The organism is Pyruvatibacter sp., from assembly GCF_040219635.1.
Taxonomy (GTDB): Bacteria; Pseudomonadota; Alphaproteobacteria; order CGMCC-115125; family CGMCC-115125; genus Pyruvatibacter.
This window is the reverse complement of sequence record NZ_JAVJSC010000003.1, coordinates 943583-959080: the sequence shown is the minus strand read 5'-3', so window position 1 is coordinate 959080 and position 15498 is coordinate 943583. Positions and strand designations below refer to the sequence as shown.

Below are 15498 nucleotides of genomic sequence, written 5' to 3'. Positions count from 1 at the left end.
AACGCCGCCCATGACGCATCGAACCAACCAGAAGCAAAAACCCGCGCCGCTTGCCCTGCCAGCGGGAGACAAGCTGTTGCTGCATTCGTGCTGCGCGCCGTGTTCGGGTGATGTCATGAACGAGATTGAGCGATCGGGCATCGACTACACGATTTTGTTTTACAATCCGAACATTCATCCGCGTAAGGAGTATGACCTGCGCAAGGAAGAGAACATGCGCTTTGCCGAGAAGCTTGGCGTGCCGTTCATCGACCTTGATTACGACAAGGACAACTGGTTTGAGCGCGTGAAGGGTTTTGAGAACGAGCCGGAGCGTGGCCACCGCTGCACGCTGTGTTTCGACATGCGGTTTGAACGCACCGCCCTTTACGCCTACGAGCACGGTTTTGGCACCATATGTTCAACGCTGGGCACCTCGCGCTGGAAAGACTTTGACCAGATCAACGGCTCTGGCACGCGGGCCACATCGCGCTATCCGGGCATGGCGTACTGGACGCATAACTGGCGCAAGGGCGGCGGTAGCCAACGCATGTTGGAAGTCTCGAAGCAGGAAGAGTTTTACCAGCAGGAATATTGCGGTTGCGTATATTCGCTGCGCGACACCAACAAGCACCGCATGGATCAGGGTCGCCCGCCGATCCGCCATGGCGTGAAGTATTACGGCAAGCCTGAGACAGACTATGAAGCGCAGGCCGCTGCGGCCAAGGCGAACATCGGCAGCGACGACACCTAGGCAACGGCCTCCGCCCGGTCGAGTTCTTTCGTGAGGGCCTCGCGGGCGGCTTTTTCAAATGCTGCATCCAGCCACGGGCCGAACACGTCAAACATCTGCATCGCGCCGCGCGCCATGTCGCCGCGCACCAGTTGGCTTTCGGGTTTTTCGACCTTCAAAAAGCTGATCCACGTGCTCCACAAGAGCCATGTGTTGAGGGCGATTGATTTTCGCAGGCGGGCCGCTTCGCCGCGTCCCTTGGGTAACGCGGCGGTGCCTTGTTTTTCCAGCACGACAACGATGTTTTCCAGTGCCGCAAGGCTCCATGTCTGCAGGTCATGGTGACGGACGGCGAGATTTTCGTCAGCACTCAGAAGGTCTGTCTGGCTGGCAAAGAAGAACCGGTACTCCCACGCAAACTGCATGGCATTGATGTAAAACGCGGCAAAGCGTACCGGCGTTATGCCCTGTTCGATGCCGGAGACAAGGCTGTCGCGGAAGGCGCGTTCAAAGCGTGCGTAAATCTGCGCGACAATCTCCTCGCGGCTTTTGAAATGGTAATAAAGATTGCCCGGACTGATGCCCAGTGCGTCTGCAATGCGGGTGGTGCCGCTGGCAGATGTGCCCTCGCGGTTCATCAACTGGCGGGCACCCTCAATGATTTTTTCCCGGTTTCCGGCCACTTACATATCCCTGCACACAACAAACTTGACTCTCACCCAGCTTTAGAGGAAAACCTCTAAATTAGATGAATACCTCTAATTGTTGCTGGTCACCAATACCGGCGCAAGCAAAACCACCGGGCGGAGGGCGCGACCATGCAGGGCGAAACGTCACAGCACGAAGTGAGTGAGGGCCGCATCAAGGCCATCCGCAAGATGGCGTTCAGCTTTCCTGTTGAGCAAGGCGCACACTGGAACCCGACGCAGCCTGAGTTCAGCCAGATCGTCAACGCGGCCTCGCTGGCGATGCCATATCTGGAGCCCTACCTGATCCGCACCATGGCGAAGGTGCGCCCACACATCGACGATCCCGCGCTGGTGGCAGAACTCAATAAATACATCGCGCAGGAGACAACGCATTACCGCCAGCACAAGACCTTCAATGACACGATTGCAGCGTGCGGTTACACAAGTGTTGCCCCTTTTGAAGACGTGTTGAAGCGCGACTATGCGGGCTTTGGCGAAAAGCGGTCGTTGATGTTCAACCTCGCTTACGCAGAAGGGTTTGAATCCATGGCGCTGGCCATCGGCCACATGCTGGTGGAAGACCGCGCGCATTTGTTTGGCGGGGCTGACCCTGCTGTCTCGTCGCTCATCCTGTGGCATTTCGTTGAGGAGATTGAGCACAAGGACGCAGCCTTTGATGTGTTTCATGCGGCAGGCGGCGGCTATTTCCGGCGCATCTTCGGGCTGGCGTTTGCCACGGTGCACATCATGGCACGCACCGGCCAGGGGTATCGCGCGCTGTTGAAGGAAGACGGGCTGTGGCGCAACTGGCGCTCGCGCTGGCGGCTGGCAAAGAGCCTTGGCCGTATCTTCCGCAAGCTGACGCCCAAAATCATCCGCATCCTCAGCCCGACCTACCACCCCAGCAAGGTTGCCGACCCTGACTGGGTGAAGGCGTGGTGGGCGCTGTATGGTGATACACCTGCTGTAATGGGCGAACAGCTGGGCAGGCTGGACACATCCCGGCTTCACGAACCCGCGCCAGCGCTTGTTGCTGCATAAAAATCAATCAGGGGAGGCGACGTCACATGGCTGATGCAACGTATACGGACGGTATTGCACGTACCGTACTGACCGAGCGCCGCAGAGCGCTGCTGTTTTTCAACGGCTTTGGCCTGTTTGCGGTCGCCTGCCTGTTTGGCTGGGTGTGGTTTTTTCATCTGCTCGGCGAGATCGTGCTGTGGCCGCTGCCGATCCAGATTGAAGTGGATATTCCCGGCGATGCGCGCGCGTTTCGTTTGGGGCACATGGAGGCGATTACCCAGGGGCTGATGCTGATGGGGCTGGCATTCGGCGGGCGCTATCTGCTGCTGAGCGACCGGATGCAGACCATCTTGATGTGGTCATCCCTGATCACCGCATGGCTGTTTACCCTGCCGGCCATGGCCAATACGTTTTTTGGCACCCGCGGCCTTGCCTTTGGCGGCGGCCCATTTAAGCCGGGTCTGGCGAATGACGTGATTTATCTGTTCGGCTGGCCGCCGGTGCTGGCCGTCCACATCATGCTTGGCGTCATCGCCCTTGGGGCGTGGGCCTATCTGCGCCAAACCAAAGACGCCTAGCCCAGCATCGCGCGCAGGTTTTTTTCCGTGGCTTCGTCAGCGGGCAAAACCGTTTCGATGGAGAGTTCCGACAGGCCGATGTCGGCAGCCGTCCCAAGGCTTCCGATGATCGACGTGAACCGCAGATCAATGCCGCCAACCCGCATATGCAGCGGAATGATGAGCGGTACCTGGCTGGTGGCCCTGCGCGGCGGTTTCCAGCCTTTGGGCAACATCCGCATCATCTCTTTCAACACGCTGTCGTCCCCCGCGTGATCCGCCTCCCGGCGCACGCGCTTTAATACGTCCGACACCACCTCGTCCCAGTTGACGATGGCATCACGCATCGGGCCGGGCAGCAGCATCAGCTCGAACATGGTTTTGTCGGCAGCACCCTCGCCCGCCAGACTCATCAGCAACCCGCCGCCCTGATTGGTCATCAACACGCGCCAGTCACGGTCCAGAACCAGCGATGGAAACGGCTCGGTGCTCTTGAGCACTGTCTCCAGCACCTTGCGGATGTAGCTGGCGTCGGGCGCCTCCAGTGCGGTTTCGCGGTAAGCCGGGGCAAAGCCTGCCGCCAGTAACATCGGGTTGCGGGCACGAAGCGGAATGTCGAGAGCGTCCGCCACCGTATCCACCATCTGGCGGCTGGGTTTGGCGCGGCCCGACTCCATGAACGACACATGCCGCGCCGACACATCCGCCCGCACGCTCAACTGAAGCTGGCTGAACCCGCGAATCCGCCGCCATAGCCGCAGATGATCGCCGAATGTTTCAGGCGCCGTACCTTCAAGGCTCTGTGGGCGGGCAACAACATCGTTCATGGCGGACCTCCAACGGCGCAACGGCAAAACCGAACTCAGCAGATATTAGAACTCCGCGCACAGCTTACACTTACTCAGGAGGTAATATCTGCGGGCAGTTGCAGCTTCCAATACCCGCGCTATCCGGCCAGTATGCAGCAAATCCGCTGTTTTGATTGGGAGAGACCCGTGAGCTGGCAACCATCTGATGACGCCGACTGCACCAACACGGCAGATTGCCCGCCCGTGCGCAACGCCATCAAACCCAGGCCCCGCGATCTTGGCGACTTTGAAGTGCGGCGCGTGCTGCCCGCCGTCGAAGCGCGCTCCATCGGCCCGTTTGTGTTTTTCGATCACATGGGGCCTGCCGTCTTTCCCCCCGGCAAGGGCATTGACGTGCGCCCGCACCCGCATATCGGCCTTTCGACACTCACCTGGCTGTTTGACGGCTCGCTGGTGCACCGCGACAGCGTGGGCGCGGTGAAGGAAATCCGCCCCGGTGAAGTCAACTGGATGACGGCAGGCTCCGGCGTTGTGCATTCGGAGCGCTCGTCTGATGCCTTTCGGGCGGCGAACGCCCGCATCGAAGGCATCCAGACATGGCACGCACTCCCTGCCGAGCACGAGGAGATTGACCCCAGCTTCGAGCACTACAGCGCCGAAGACATTCCCGTTGTTGAGCAAGGCGGCGTGCGCATTGCGCTGATTGCCGGTGGCGCATTCGGCATGGTGTCGCCGATGAAAGTCTATTCAGAAACGCTGTATGCAGATGTGCGCATTGAGGCTGGCGCGCAGTTTGGCGTGCCGCTGGGAACTGCGGAGCGCGCGCTGTATATCGTCAGTGGACAGATTGAAATCGCGGGGCAACTGTTTGACGACAAACAGATGCTGGTGCTGGAAGAACATGCCGCCCCCGCCATAACTTCGCCACACGGAGCACACCTGATGCTGATCGGCGGGGAACCCATCGGCCCGCGCAAGCTGTGGTGGAACCTGGTCTCCACCCGACCTGAGCGCATTGAGCAGGCCAAGGCCGACTGGGCCGAAGGGCGTTTTGACACGGTGCCTGACGACTACGAATTTATTCCGCTTCCGGAGAAATAGAAAACCATGACTTTCGTCCGTACACTGCTGGCTGCAGCCCTACTTGCACTGTCACCCGCCTTTGCTGCACCTGCACTTGCCTTCGATTCAGCGCCGGTGCCCGACAGCATCACGACAAAGTACGGCGAGACGCGCGCCTATTTCAGCGACTGGCTGGCGGTCTGTACACCGGGCGAAGACGCCTGCCGCGCCGTAACTTATGCGGGCAAGGTGGGCCATGTGGGCGACTATCAGTTTTTTGTTCACTCAGACCTTGTGGGCCTCGACCACCGGCTGATGTTCGTCCCAATCGTGGTGATGGCCGACACCGGCCAGCCCTTTGAAATCATCATTGACGACGAGAGCCTTGGCACCTTCGAGCCGGATGCGGACGACGGCTACTACCGCGAGGGCAACGTCATCAACGAGTTCACGCTTGGCCAATCGCGCAGCAATCTGGGTGTGCTGCCGGCCATGCTGGCGGGCTCAAGCATGATTGTCCGGTTCACGGATGAACACGGCCAGACCGGCAATGTCACGTTCTCCCTGGCAGGCATCACCAACGCCCTGCGCTGGATGGACGCCTACCGCTCCGGCGAGTAAGACGCGCGGTTTACTCAGCCACGTATTGCGGCCAGTTGCCCTTGATGTAGTCCACGAATGTATCCGAGATGCCTTCAGCGTTGAGGTAGGCGCGACTGACCGGCAGGGCTGCGGGCGTGAACGTGCGATTGTCCGCATACAGTTTTGGAAAGTCGTGGTTCCACATGGCAGCGCGCCCCAGCATGGCGTAATCATAGCCTGCAGCCATTAGTTTTTCAGCGTCGGCAGGCGTCTCCAGCGCACCTGCCGCGCCAAGCCGGGTGTTGCCACGCTTGAGTGCTGCGAAATGCTCCATCAGCGACTTGCCCTTGAAGGCTTCGTCTTCGGGCTGTTTGAAACAGTCCCACAGCGACATGTCCAGAAAGTCCACCCGATCATCAGTAAGCAGGCGCTCCGCCACACCCAGCACCTCGCCAAGCTGCATTCCAAACCGCTCCGGCGACAGCCGCACGCCCAGCACAAAGTCGGCGCCACACCGCGTGCGCACACCATCAATGATCTCGAACAAAATGCGATAGCGGCCCTGCGTGTCGCCGCCAAAGGCGTCGTCTCGCGCGTTGATGGCGGCACTGAAATACTGGCACAGGATATAGCCATGGGCCCCGTGCAGTTCTACGCCGTCAAAGCCCGCCGCCTGTGCACGTTCAGCCGCGCGCACAAAATCCTCAATCAATTGCTGCGTCTCCGCCAGCGTCAGCCCGCGCGCGCCGGAGCGCTCATTATCGGACGGGCACACCGGTGCACCGTCCAGAAGCTCCTTCACCAATGACGAGCGCATACCCGCATGATGAAGCTGCACCAGTGCCACACTGTTGTGCGCCTTGATGCCGCCCGCCAACCGGGTCAGCCCGGCAATGTGTTTGTCGTCCCAGATGCCAAGCTGGCCTGGAAACCCCTGACCGATGGCCTGCACATGGGCAGCACATGTCATGGTCAGCCCAAACCCGCCTTCGGCCCGCTTTGTCAGCCAGGTGTATTCATCATCAGACAGCGTGCCATCCACATGGCTCTGGCAGTTGGTGAGCGGTGCCAGCATGAAACGGTTTTTCATACTGTGGCCACTGGTGAAGGTGAGCTGCGACAGAAGGTCAGTCATTAAAATCAGCAATCAACAAATGAGGGGAGAGGATCGAGTGGGGAGTAGGCCGTGGGGGGTGGAGAAACCGGAGGGCAGATCGAGAGGCGACGTTAGCTCTACCCCCTGCATGGACCAAACAGTGGATACCACTTTTTTTTCCGGAAAGACCAATGCCTGAAAATAATGGCGCACCCGGCACGATTCGAACGTGCGACCTCTGCCTTCGGAGGATGTGAACCGATCAAAGACGAAACAATGGAGCTTGACCCGAATGCCCGATTAGAGAAGCAGCCGTAAGGATTCTAGACTAATCCGTGTCGAATTGGCCCATTTCCGTCGCTCGGATGACGTCGTTTGGATGGCATCAGAATGTCTAGCCCCGAATGCCCAATCCGGAAAATCACCACGCCTTGTAATGGGAGGTGGCCATACCCATATCAACGATACGCCTTTTCGCTCCATCGAGCACAATTCGGTTCGGCGTTGCCTCCTGACAATCAGAAATTCGTTTGATTGGCTTTCCAAGAAACAAAAAGTGCGGTCGCCATGCGCGATCGTCGACAGCTTGGCATGCGCGCTCCTGAAAGGGCAGCAATATGATCGCCTATTTCGTCCTTGTGCATCGGTATCCCGCGCAATTTAAACGCCTTTTCAAGGCAATCTATGCGCCGGGCAATGTCTATGTGGTTCATGTCGACAAAAGCTCCGGTGCCGAACTCGCACAGGAGATTTCTGACTTTCTGGATCCGTATCAGAATGCCGAAACGCTTGAGTCAAGAGACGCACTCTGGGGCGGCTACAGCCTTGTTGATGCGGAGTTACGCGGCATGGCCCGCCTTCTCGAAATGGGCGACGAGTGGACCCATTATATAAACCTGTCTGGGCAGGACTTCCCATTGAAGAGCCAAAATTACATCTGTCAGTTTCTTGCTGCAAACCCCGGTAAGCAATTCATTCGCGCGCTCGACCAGCGAAAGAAACGACCCGAAACACTGAACCGGATCAGTCATCTTTTCGTCGAGGCAGACGGCAACATGAACGCTACCGGATTGGCGCGCCCGTATCTGGCCGGCGACACGCCTTTTATCGGCACACAGTGGAAAGCGGTCACCCGCAGCTTTTGCGAATTTGTCTGCCATGATCCCCAAGCCCAGCGCTTCAAAGACTTCTATCGCAACAGTCTCATCGCAGACGAGGCCTTTTTCCAGACCGTGATCATGAACAGTGGCGATCATGGCACGGTGACGAACGATGATCTGCGAATGATCGACTGGGTACCGGATGGCGACATCAAGCTGCGTCCGCGCAATTATGAATCGAAGGATTTCGGTGATCTGAAGCGCAGTACCGATCTTTTCGCCCGCAAATTTGACGCTGAAGATGACGCCGAGATTCTGACAATGCTCGAACGGCATCTCCAATCACCCGCAGCCTCAGCCTATCAGACGCCGATCCGAGTGCTGGTGCCGGATTCCCCTTCCCACGCACCGCAGTTCGCAGCCGCCTAACCGCCTGTATTTCTATTTTTGTCCCGAAAGGACCAAGCTGTGGCCAAATCGCAGAAGAAATCAAACCGCGAAATTCGCAAGCCAAAAGCAGAAAAGCCAAAGGCAGGCTCGACCCCTCTAGCAGGCAAGCAGGAAGTGGTTCTCGGCCGTGATCGTACCAAACGATAGGCATGTGTGAGTCGCGTTCAGCGAATGACGTCGGTACCGTGAGCAGACTCGACAGGATAGCGCGCCAACAGGTGTCGGGACGCCGCGCCGATTTACCCTCCCCATGATTTGACTGCGGTGACTCTGCCGATCCTTGACCATAGCGTGGGTGGCCGACTTGGAGCAAAGCAGACATCAAACGGCATAACGACAAACGGCTGCTATCGGCGAAATCTGGCCGGAATGCACATTGTTGTCCGATGGCAAGAAGCGCGTGCAAAATTGCCATTCCAACTCAGAGGCGGACTTTTAGCCCTTGCTTGGCAGTTTAAACGGTACTGGAGCGCTGAGTCAGTTTTCGCAGGATCTGGATCCCACGTTGCAGGAACCAAAACTTCGTCACGCCGTCGGCTGTGAAACCATTCACACGAATCGCTCCGCGCGATGAGCGCGGACGGGGCTAAAAACGATTTTGAATAATCGAACGAGATGGCGGTCCCTACAGGATTCGAACCTGTGACCTCTACCTTCGGAGGGTAGCACTCTATCCAGCTGAGCTAAGGGACCTTTGACACTCGTTTAAGGGCAAATCTGATTCACTGCCAGTATTAAACCACACAGCTTGCAAGACCTTGCGGAAATCCGTGCTGACATGGTGCTGATTCGATAGTGACCGCAAATATGAAACCTTAGATAACTCCTTGTAATTCTTTCGTATTTTTGCCTCAAAAAGATAAAGGTTGCGTCCTTCGGAGGGCAGCGCTCTATCCAGCTGAGCTACGGGTGCTGGGTCGCGGCGCAGCTACCCTACGGGCGCTGGCTGGCGAGGGCGGAAACTAGCGCGAAAACGGGGGTGGCTGCAATCAATCCCTTGGCAACACCACGGCAATCCCTTGGCAATCCCCTGGCGACTCAAATGAGAGTTATTGGCGACGGGGCTGGATGGCGCGATAGTCGCATGGGGTGCGGGACAAGGGGCTGCTGATTCGGTCGGCGGCCTCTCAATGGGCGGTTTTGTGCCGGGTTGGCACAAAACACCGTCTCAGACCGGCATAAAGGCTTGACCACCCATGGCGACACCCGCCCAGCAGGCAGCAAACGACGCCGCGCGCAAGGCAGCCCAGAAGGCCGCCCGCGAGGCTGGCGGGCGCTCGCCCCTGCTCAGGCTCGCTCCGTTTCACGCCTACGCTGACCCCGTGTGTGCGTTGAAAGACCGCCGACTGGTGGAATTGCATGAGTATTGGCGCGGCAAACGACAGATCGCGCCCATCCCCGCGCGCGGCGATATTCACCCGCGCGATTTCAAGCCGCACCTGCCCCGCGTTTTCATGATTGATGCACTGCCCGACGGCAGCTTTGCGTTTCGGCTGGCGGGAACGGCGATTGTGGATCTGTTTGGCTGTGAGCCGACGGGCAAATCGCTGTCCACCGCATTGGGGCCGCAGGCAGCGCGGCTAGCATCTGCGGTGTTTACCGCTGTTGTTGAATATGGCCGCCCGATGCGGACGCTGGGGGCGATGGACTGGTGGACACCGCCTGAACGCGCTTCGTTTGAGGCGCCCGCCTACGATCTGTCGCACATGACATTCGAGGCCGTACATCTGCCATTGTCGCCGGATGGCGCGGCGGTGGACATGATCTTGTGTGCGCTGGTTGCGTATTCAGGCGAAGACCAGCCGCAGTTTCCCGAAATCAGCGGCTAAGCACACGCCGTCAGGCTGCGTTTGAGGCGCGGGTGATTTCCAGAAACACATCTTCCAGGTGGCCTTCTTCGATGGACAGGTCGCGGATTTTGACGCCCGCCTGGCTGACACGCTCCAGCAGGTCCGCAACATTTTGCTGTGACGGCTTGTAGCCAATTTCCAGAACACCGCCGGGCATGATGCGGGCATCAAGGGTGCTCAACGCGGCAGGCACCTGGGTGAGGTCATCTTCCGGTGTCACGCGCAGTGCCTTGCGGTCAAGCCGCGCCACCAGCCTGGGCGTGGGTTCGCAGGCCACGACCTCGCCATGATTGATGATGGCAATCTCGTCACACAGGCTTTCAGCTTCTTCAAGATAGTGCGTGGTCAGAACAATTGTCACGCCACGGGCATTCAGGTCTTTGACATAGGCCCAAAGCTGCTGGCGCAGTTCGATGTCCACGCCTGCGGTTGGTTCGTCCAGCACGATGATGGGCGGTGCATGCACCATGGCCTTGCCCACCAAAAGTCGTCGGCGCATCCCGCCGGACAGGGTGCGGGCGTAGGCATCCTTCTTGTCGGCGAGGCCGATGGCGCGCAAAATCTCGTCGGTGCGGCGTTCGCGTTTGGGCACACCATACAGGCCCGCCTGCAGTTCCAGCACCTCGCCGGGGGTGAAGAACGGATCAAGGTTGAGTTCCTGCGGCACCACGCCGATGGATGCGCGCGCCTGACGCGGGTTCTTGTCGATATCGAAGCCCCACACGTCCACTTCGCCTTCCGTCTTGGTCACAAGGCCCGCCAGCGTATTGATGAAGGTGGATTTGCCGGCGCCATTGGGGCCAAGCAGGCCGAAAATGCTGCCGCGCGGGATGGTGAGGTCAATGCCCTTGAGGGCTTCTTTCTCAGGCTCGTTGCCTGATGCGCGATAGACCTTGCGCAACCCGCGCGCCTCAATGGCGGCGGTGCGTGCGGGAATGCTGGCCGCGCTGCCGGGTGTGGTTTCCATGTCCATCTTTGTCGTCCTCCCCCGGCGGTTTTGTGAACCGGGTGGCGTAGGTACACCCGCATCGGGTGGCGGGTCAAACCGCGCCACCTGAAGAGATACATATGGGAGTGCTGGCAGCCGCGCTCAAGCGGTGTCATATTCCGCCCCCATGAGCACCTCAAAAAAAGCCGCAACACCCGGCACACCCGTAACCAAAGACAGTCATCTTTATCTTGTGGACGGGTCGGCCTATCTGTTTCGCGCCTACCACGCGCTGCCGCCACTGACGCGCAAGTCGGACGGATTGCCGGTCGGCGCGGTGTCGGGCTTTTGCAACATGCTGCACAAGCTGGTGCTGTCATCCAAGGCGCGCGGTGACCGCGATGCGCCAACGCATTTTGCGGTAATTTTTGATGCCAAGGGCGACACGTTCCGCAACGCGATTTATGCGGACTACAAGGCCAACCGCGATGCACCGCCCGAAGACATGGTGCCGCAGTTTCCCCTGGTGCGGGATGCTACGCGCGCGTTTGGTCTGCCCTGCATCGAGATGACCGGGTTTGAGGCAGACGACCTGATTGCAACCTATGCAAAGCAGGCCGCCGCACTGGGGGCCGAAGTCACCATCGTGTCGTCGGACAAGGACCTGATGCAACTCGTCGATGACAAGATCGAGATGCTGGACCCGATGAAAGACAAGATCATCGACAGCGATGGCGTGGTGGAAAAGTTTGGCGTGACGCCGGACAAGGTTGTGGAAGTGCAGGCGCTGGCCGGCGACTCCTCTGACAACGTGCCCGGCGTGCCGGGCATCGGCATCAAGACCGCCGCTCAGTTGATTGACGAGTTCGGCGACCTTGAAAACCTGTTGGCCAATGCCGCCACCATCAAACAGAACAAACGGCGCGAAAACCTGATCGAGTTTGCCGAGCAGGCCCGCATCTCGCGGCAACTGGTGCTGCTGGATTGCAACGTGCCCGTGGATGTGCCGCTGGGCGACATGGCCGTGGTGGAGCCGGACGCACAGGTGCTGATCGGGTTTTTGAAAGACATGGAGTTCAACACCCTGACGCGGCGCATGGCGGAGGCGCTGAATGCAGACGCGGATGCCATTGAGGCGGCTGGCGACCATGCAGCAGAAAAGCCTGCGGCGTCGCAACCTGAACAGGCAGATGAAAAAGGCGGCACGCCCGGCGCACTCAACACAACCCTGATCGACACACCGCCCCTTGATGCAACCGCCTATGAATGCGTCACCACGCTAGACGCGCTCGACACATGGATTGCCGAGGCCACCACTGCGGGGCTTGTGGCGCTGGATACAGAAACAACGTCGCTTGACCCAATGTCCGGCCGGCTTGTCGGCATATCGCTGGCCACCGCGCCCGGTCGTGCCTGCTATGTTCCGCTGACGCACGGCATGGCGGGCGATGGAGCACTGGCGCTGGATGGTCCGGCCCCGGAGCAAATAGCGCTCAAGGATGCGGTCGCGCGGCTCAAACCGATGCTCGAAGATGCAGGCGTTCTGAAAGTCTTGCAGAACGCCAAATACGACCTCGTCGTACTCAAGCGCATCGGCATTGACGTGGCACCAATCGACGACACGATGCTGCTGTCTTATGCGCTGGATACGGGGCTGCACGGGCATGGCATGGATGCGCTGTCAGAGCGGTTCTTGGGTCACAAGCCCATTCCCTTCAAGCAGGTGGCCGGCACCGGCAAATCACAGATCACGTTTGATCTGGTGCCCCTCGACAAAGCCACGCAGTACGCGGCCGAAGATGCAGACGTGACACTGCGGCTGTGGCACGCGCTCAAGCCGCGCCTGGCGGGCGAGCGGATGGCCACTGTTTACGAAACGCTTGAGCGCCCGATGGTGGGCGTGCTGGCGCAAATGGAAATGTCGGGCATCAAGCTCGACCCTGCCATTCTCAGGCGCATGTCCGGCGACTTCGCGCAGAAGCTGGCGGGACTTGAAGCCGACATTCACGAGCTGGCGGGCGAACAGTTCAATATCGGCAGTCCCAAGCAGCTTGGCGAAATCCTGTTCGACAAGATGAACCTTGAAGGTGGCAAGAAAACCAAGACTGGCGCCTGGGGCACCGGCGCCGATGTGCTGGAGACACTGGCCGCGCAGGGCCACGACATGCCTATTCGGGTGCTTGAGTGGCGGCAGCTGTCAAAGCTCAAAAGTACGTACACGGATGCATTGCCGGACTTCATAAACGACGATACCGGCCGCGTGCATACAAGTTACTCGCTTGCGTCCACCACCACCGGGCGTCTGTCATCGTCTGACCCCAACCTGCAGAACATTCCCATTCGCACAGATGAAGGCCGCAAGATACGCACAGCCTTCATTGCGGACGAAGGCAATGTGCTGATCTCGGCTGATTACAGCCAGATTGAGTTACGCGTGCTGGCGCATATGGCGGGCATCGATACGTTGCGGCAGGCGTTTGCGGATGGGCAGGACATTCACGCCATGACGGCAAGTGAAATGTTCGGCGTGCCGATTGAGGGGATGGACCCGATGGTTCGCCGTCGCGCCAAGGCCATCAACTTTGGCATCATCTACGGCATTTCGGCGTTCGGACTGGCCAACCAGCTATCCATTCCGCGCTCGGAAGCGGCCGCCTATATCGACAAGTACTTTGAGCGCTTTCCCGGCATTCGCGCTTACATGGATGACACCAAGGCCTTCGCGCGCGAGCACGGCTATGTGGAAACGCTGTTTGGCCGCAAGACTCACCTGCCCGAAATCAACTCCAAAAACGGTGCGCAACGCTCGTTCACAGAGCGGGCCGCCATCAACGCGCCCATTCAGGGGTCAGCCGCCGACATCATCCGTCGGGCGATGATCCGTATGCATCAGGCACTAGAGAACGCAAAGCTGCCCGCGCGCATGTTGTTGCAGGTGCATGACGAACTGATTTTCGAGGTGCCCAAGGCGCAAGCCGACAAAACAATAGATGTTGCACGCGCGGTGATGGAGGGTGCCGCCGCGCCAGCTGTTGACCTGTCGGTGCCGCTGGTCGTTGATGCCAACGCCGCGCTAAGCTGGGCAGAGGCACATTAGACTTTGCCGAACACGCCTGCACGGCGCACATCGCCGGCGCCTTCCATATTGCCCCGCGCATCGCGGGACGCAACATGAACACCGCCGAAGAACATGTTTGGTTCAGCCCACGGTTCGACCAGATCAAACTCCTTTGACATGGCATCGACTTCTGCTTCCGGCCAGCCTTGCTCATAGCTGAGCTTGGCCGGAGCGGTTTTGCTGGCGCGCGTTCCCTCCACATGCAGGCGGGGATGCGTCACCGCGTCTTGCAGATGCGCGCCGCGCGCGAGCAGCACCGCTGTTTGCAGCAGCGCAGAGCGAATGCGGTTTGAGCCGCCGGAGCCAAGCGCTGTGACACCGCCGCGCCCGTCATGGGCCAGCATAGGCGCCATCATGGAGCACATGCGCATATTCTCCGTCCACTGATGAAACCCCTGTGGATTGATATCATCTTCGCCCAGCATATTGTTGAGCATGAAGCCGCAGCCCGGCACCAGCGCGCCGCAGCCTTCGCCATTGGAGACGGTCGCCGAGGCCGCATTGCCCATCGCGTCCACCACACTCACATGGGTTGTGCCGCGCAAGGCCTGTGGTCGTTGCTTTGGTGATCCGTCGCGTTGCTGACGCAGGGCCACCAGCGCATCCGGGTCGCCCTTGCAATCGTCGCGCATGGTATTCATCCATACCAGGGTGGAGGCAATGTCCGGCGCGGGCACGCGCGTGCGCTTGTGGGAGCCTTCCAGCCTGTCGAGACCCAGCGCCACCATGACCCCCCCTGATGATGGCGGAGGCGTTGTTTCAAATGTCAGAGTGCCCGCCTGTGCTGTCAGCGGGGCACGGGTGGTAGTTTCGTAAAACCGAAAATCGTCCGCCGTCAGATGACCGCCTGCGTCTTCGGCCTGCCGTGCCATGGCCTGTGCAATTTCGCCCTTGGTAGCGAGCACCAGACCTTCACGCGCCAGCGCATCAAAGGCATCTGCCAGACGCGGATTTTTCTGAACCATGCCTGCTTTCAGCAGCGCGCCGGTTTCGTCCGTGAACAGATCTCGCAGGGCAGGCGTTGCTGTAACAATCGGCTCAACAACGCCGAACAGATACGCCTGAAACGCTGTTACCCGCACGCCTTCCTTCGCCGCCCGAATGGCGGGCTCGGCGATGCGCGTCATCGGCACGCGGCCAAGCCGCTGATGCACGGCGAACAAGCCCGGCAGGAAACCCGGCGTGGCGGCAGCACCAAGGCCAATATGAAAGCCCTGCGTGACGTTGCCAAAATCGACATGAACTTCACGAAAGTCTGTGTCGTCGCGGGACCGTTTGCGCCGCGGAGTCTGGGCGAAGAAATCGAACACGCGGGTGTCGCCCCCCGCATGTGCCGTGAGGAACCCCCCGCCGCCGGGAGATGCAAGTATCGGCTCCGCAACGCACGCCGCAAGCAGTGCTGCAATGACGGCATCAAACGCGTTGCCGCCATCCTCCAGAAGCTCAAGAGCCGCCGCCGCTGTGACCTCATGGCCTGCGGCAACGGCTCCCTTGTCCGGCATCTTCTTCGCTTCGCTCCGGC

Annotated in this window: 13 protein-coding genes and 1 tRNA gene; 8 read left to right on the top strand and 6 right to left on the bottom strand. The window is 59.6% G+C overall.

Going from position 1 to position 15498, the window contains the following annotated elements:
* Nucleotides 1–10: 10 nt before the first annotated feature.
* Complete coding sequence (locus RIB87_RS08005) at nt 11–733, top strand: epoxyqueuosine reductase QueH (protein WP_350145330.1); 723 nt, start codon at nt 11–13, stop codon at nt 731–733.
* Here the strand turns inward: RIB87_RS08005 and RIB87_RS08000 are convergent.
* Nucleotides 730–1395, bottom strand: coding sequence for a TetR/AcrR family transcriptional regulator (locus tag RIB87_RS08000; protein WP_350145328.1), 666 nt, complete (start codon nt 1393–1395; stop codon nt 730–732). The genes RIB87_RS08005 and RIB87_RS08000 overlap by 4 nt on opposite strands.
* 135 nt (nt 1396–1530) lie before the next feature.
* Between RIB87_RS08000 and RIB87_RS07995 the strand changes: the two genes are divergently transcribed.
* Nucleotides 1531–2442, top strand: a complete 912-nt coding sequence (locus tag RIB87_RS07995) for a metal-dependent hydrolase (protein ID WP_350145326.1) — start codon at nt 1531–1533, stop codon at nt 2440–2442.
* A 26-nt stretch (nt 2443–2468) separates the two neighbouring features.
* Nucleotides 2469–3002, top strand: a complete 534-nt coding sequence (locus RIB87_RS07990; RefSeq protein ID WP_350145324.1) for a styrene oxide isomerase — start codon at nt 2469–2471, stop codon at nt 3000–3002.
* On the opposite strand, the gene RIB87_RS07985 is transcribed toward RIB87_RS07990, so the two are convergent.
* Nucleotides 2999–3808 (bottom strand): helix-turn-helix domain-containing protein, encoded by an 810-nt coding sequence (locus RIB87_RS07985; protein ID WP_350145322.1) that lies wholly within the window; start codon nt 3806–3808, stop codon nt 2999–3001. The genes RIB87_RS07990 and RIB87_RS07985 overlap by 4 nt on opposite strands.
* Before the next feature lie 168 nt (nt 3809–3976).
* Between RIB87_RS07985 and RIB87_RS07980 the strand changes: the two genes are divergently transcribed.
* Nucleotides 3977–4891 carry a pirin family protein gene (locus RIB87_RS07980; RefSeq protein WP_350145320.1) on the top strand — a complete coding sequence of 305 codons (915 nt, stop codon included), beginning with the start codon at nt 3977–3979 and terminating at the stop codon, nt 4889–4891.
* A 6-nt stretch (nt 4892–4897) separates the two neighbouring features.
* Entirely contained in the window at nt 4898–5473 is a 576-nt protein-coding gene (locus RIB87_RS07975) for a DUF1176 domain-containing protein (protein WP_350145318.1), read from the top strand.
* Nucleotides 5474–5483: 10 nt separating this feature from the next.
* On the opposite strand, the gene RIB87_RS07970 is transcribed toward RIB87_RS07975, so the two are convergent.
* Entirely contained in the window at nt 5484–6569 is a 1086-nt protein-coding gene (locus tag RIB87_RS07970) for an NADH:flavin oxidoreductase (RefSeq protein ID WP_350145316.1), read from the bottom strand.
* A 578-nt stretch (nt 6570–7147) separates the two neighbouring features.
* On the opposite strand from RIB87_RS07970, the gene RIB87_RS07965 reads away from it, so the two are divergent.
* Entirely contained in the window at nt 7148–8059 is a 912-nt protein-coding gene (locus RIB87_RS07965) for a beta-1,6-N-acetylglucosaminyltransferase (RefSeq protein WP_350145314.1), read from the top strand.
* A gap of 637 nt (nt 8060–8696) precedes the next feature.
* Here RIB87_RS07965 and RIB87_RS07960 read toward each other — a convergent pair.
* Nucleotides 8697–8773, bottom strand: a tRNA-Arg gene (locus RIB87_RS07960).
* A 503-nt stretch (nt 8774–9276) separates the two neighbouring features.
* Here RIB87_RS07960 and RIB87_RS07955 point away from each other — a divergent pair.
* Nucleotides 9277–9909 (top strand): PAS domain-containing protein, encoded by a 633-nt coding sequence (locus tag RIB87_RS07955; protein ID WP_350145312.1) that lies wholly within the window; start codon nt 9277–9279, stop codon nt 9907–9909.
* 10 nt (nt 9910–9919) lie between these two features.
* Here the strand turns inward: RIB87_RS07955 and RIB87_RS07950 are convergent, their stop codons facing one another.
* On the bottom strand, nt 9920–10903 hold the full coding sequence (locus RIB87_RS07950) for an ABC transporter ATP-binding protein (RefSeq protein ID WP_350145310.1): 984 nt from the start codon (nt 10901–10903) through the stop codon (nt 9920–9922).
* Nucleotides 10904–11045: 142 nt separating this feature from the next.
* Between RIB87_RS07950 and polA the strand changes: the two genes are divergently transcribed.
* A complete protein-coding gene (polA, locus tag RIB87_RS07945; RefSeq protein WP_350145308.1) occupies nt 11046–13955 on the top strand; it encodes a DNA polymerase I in 2910 nt (969 codons plus the stop codon).
* Here polA and RIB87_RS07940 read toward each other — a convergent pair.
* Nucleotides 13952–15478, bottom strand: coding sequence for a gamma-glutamyltransferase (locus RIB87_RS07940; RefSeq protein WP_350145306.1), 1527 nt, complete (start codon nt 15476–15478; stop codon nt 13952–13954). The genes polA and RIB87_RS07940 overlap by 4 nt on opposite strands.
* Between the last annotated feature and the right edge of the window lie 20 nt (nt 15479–15498).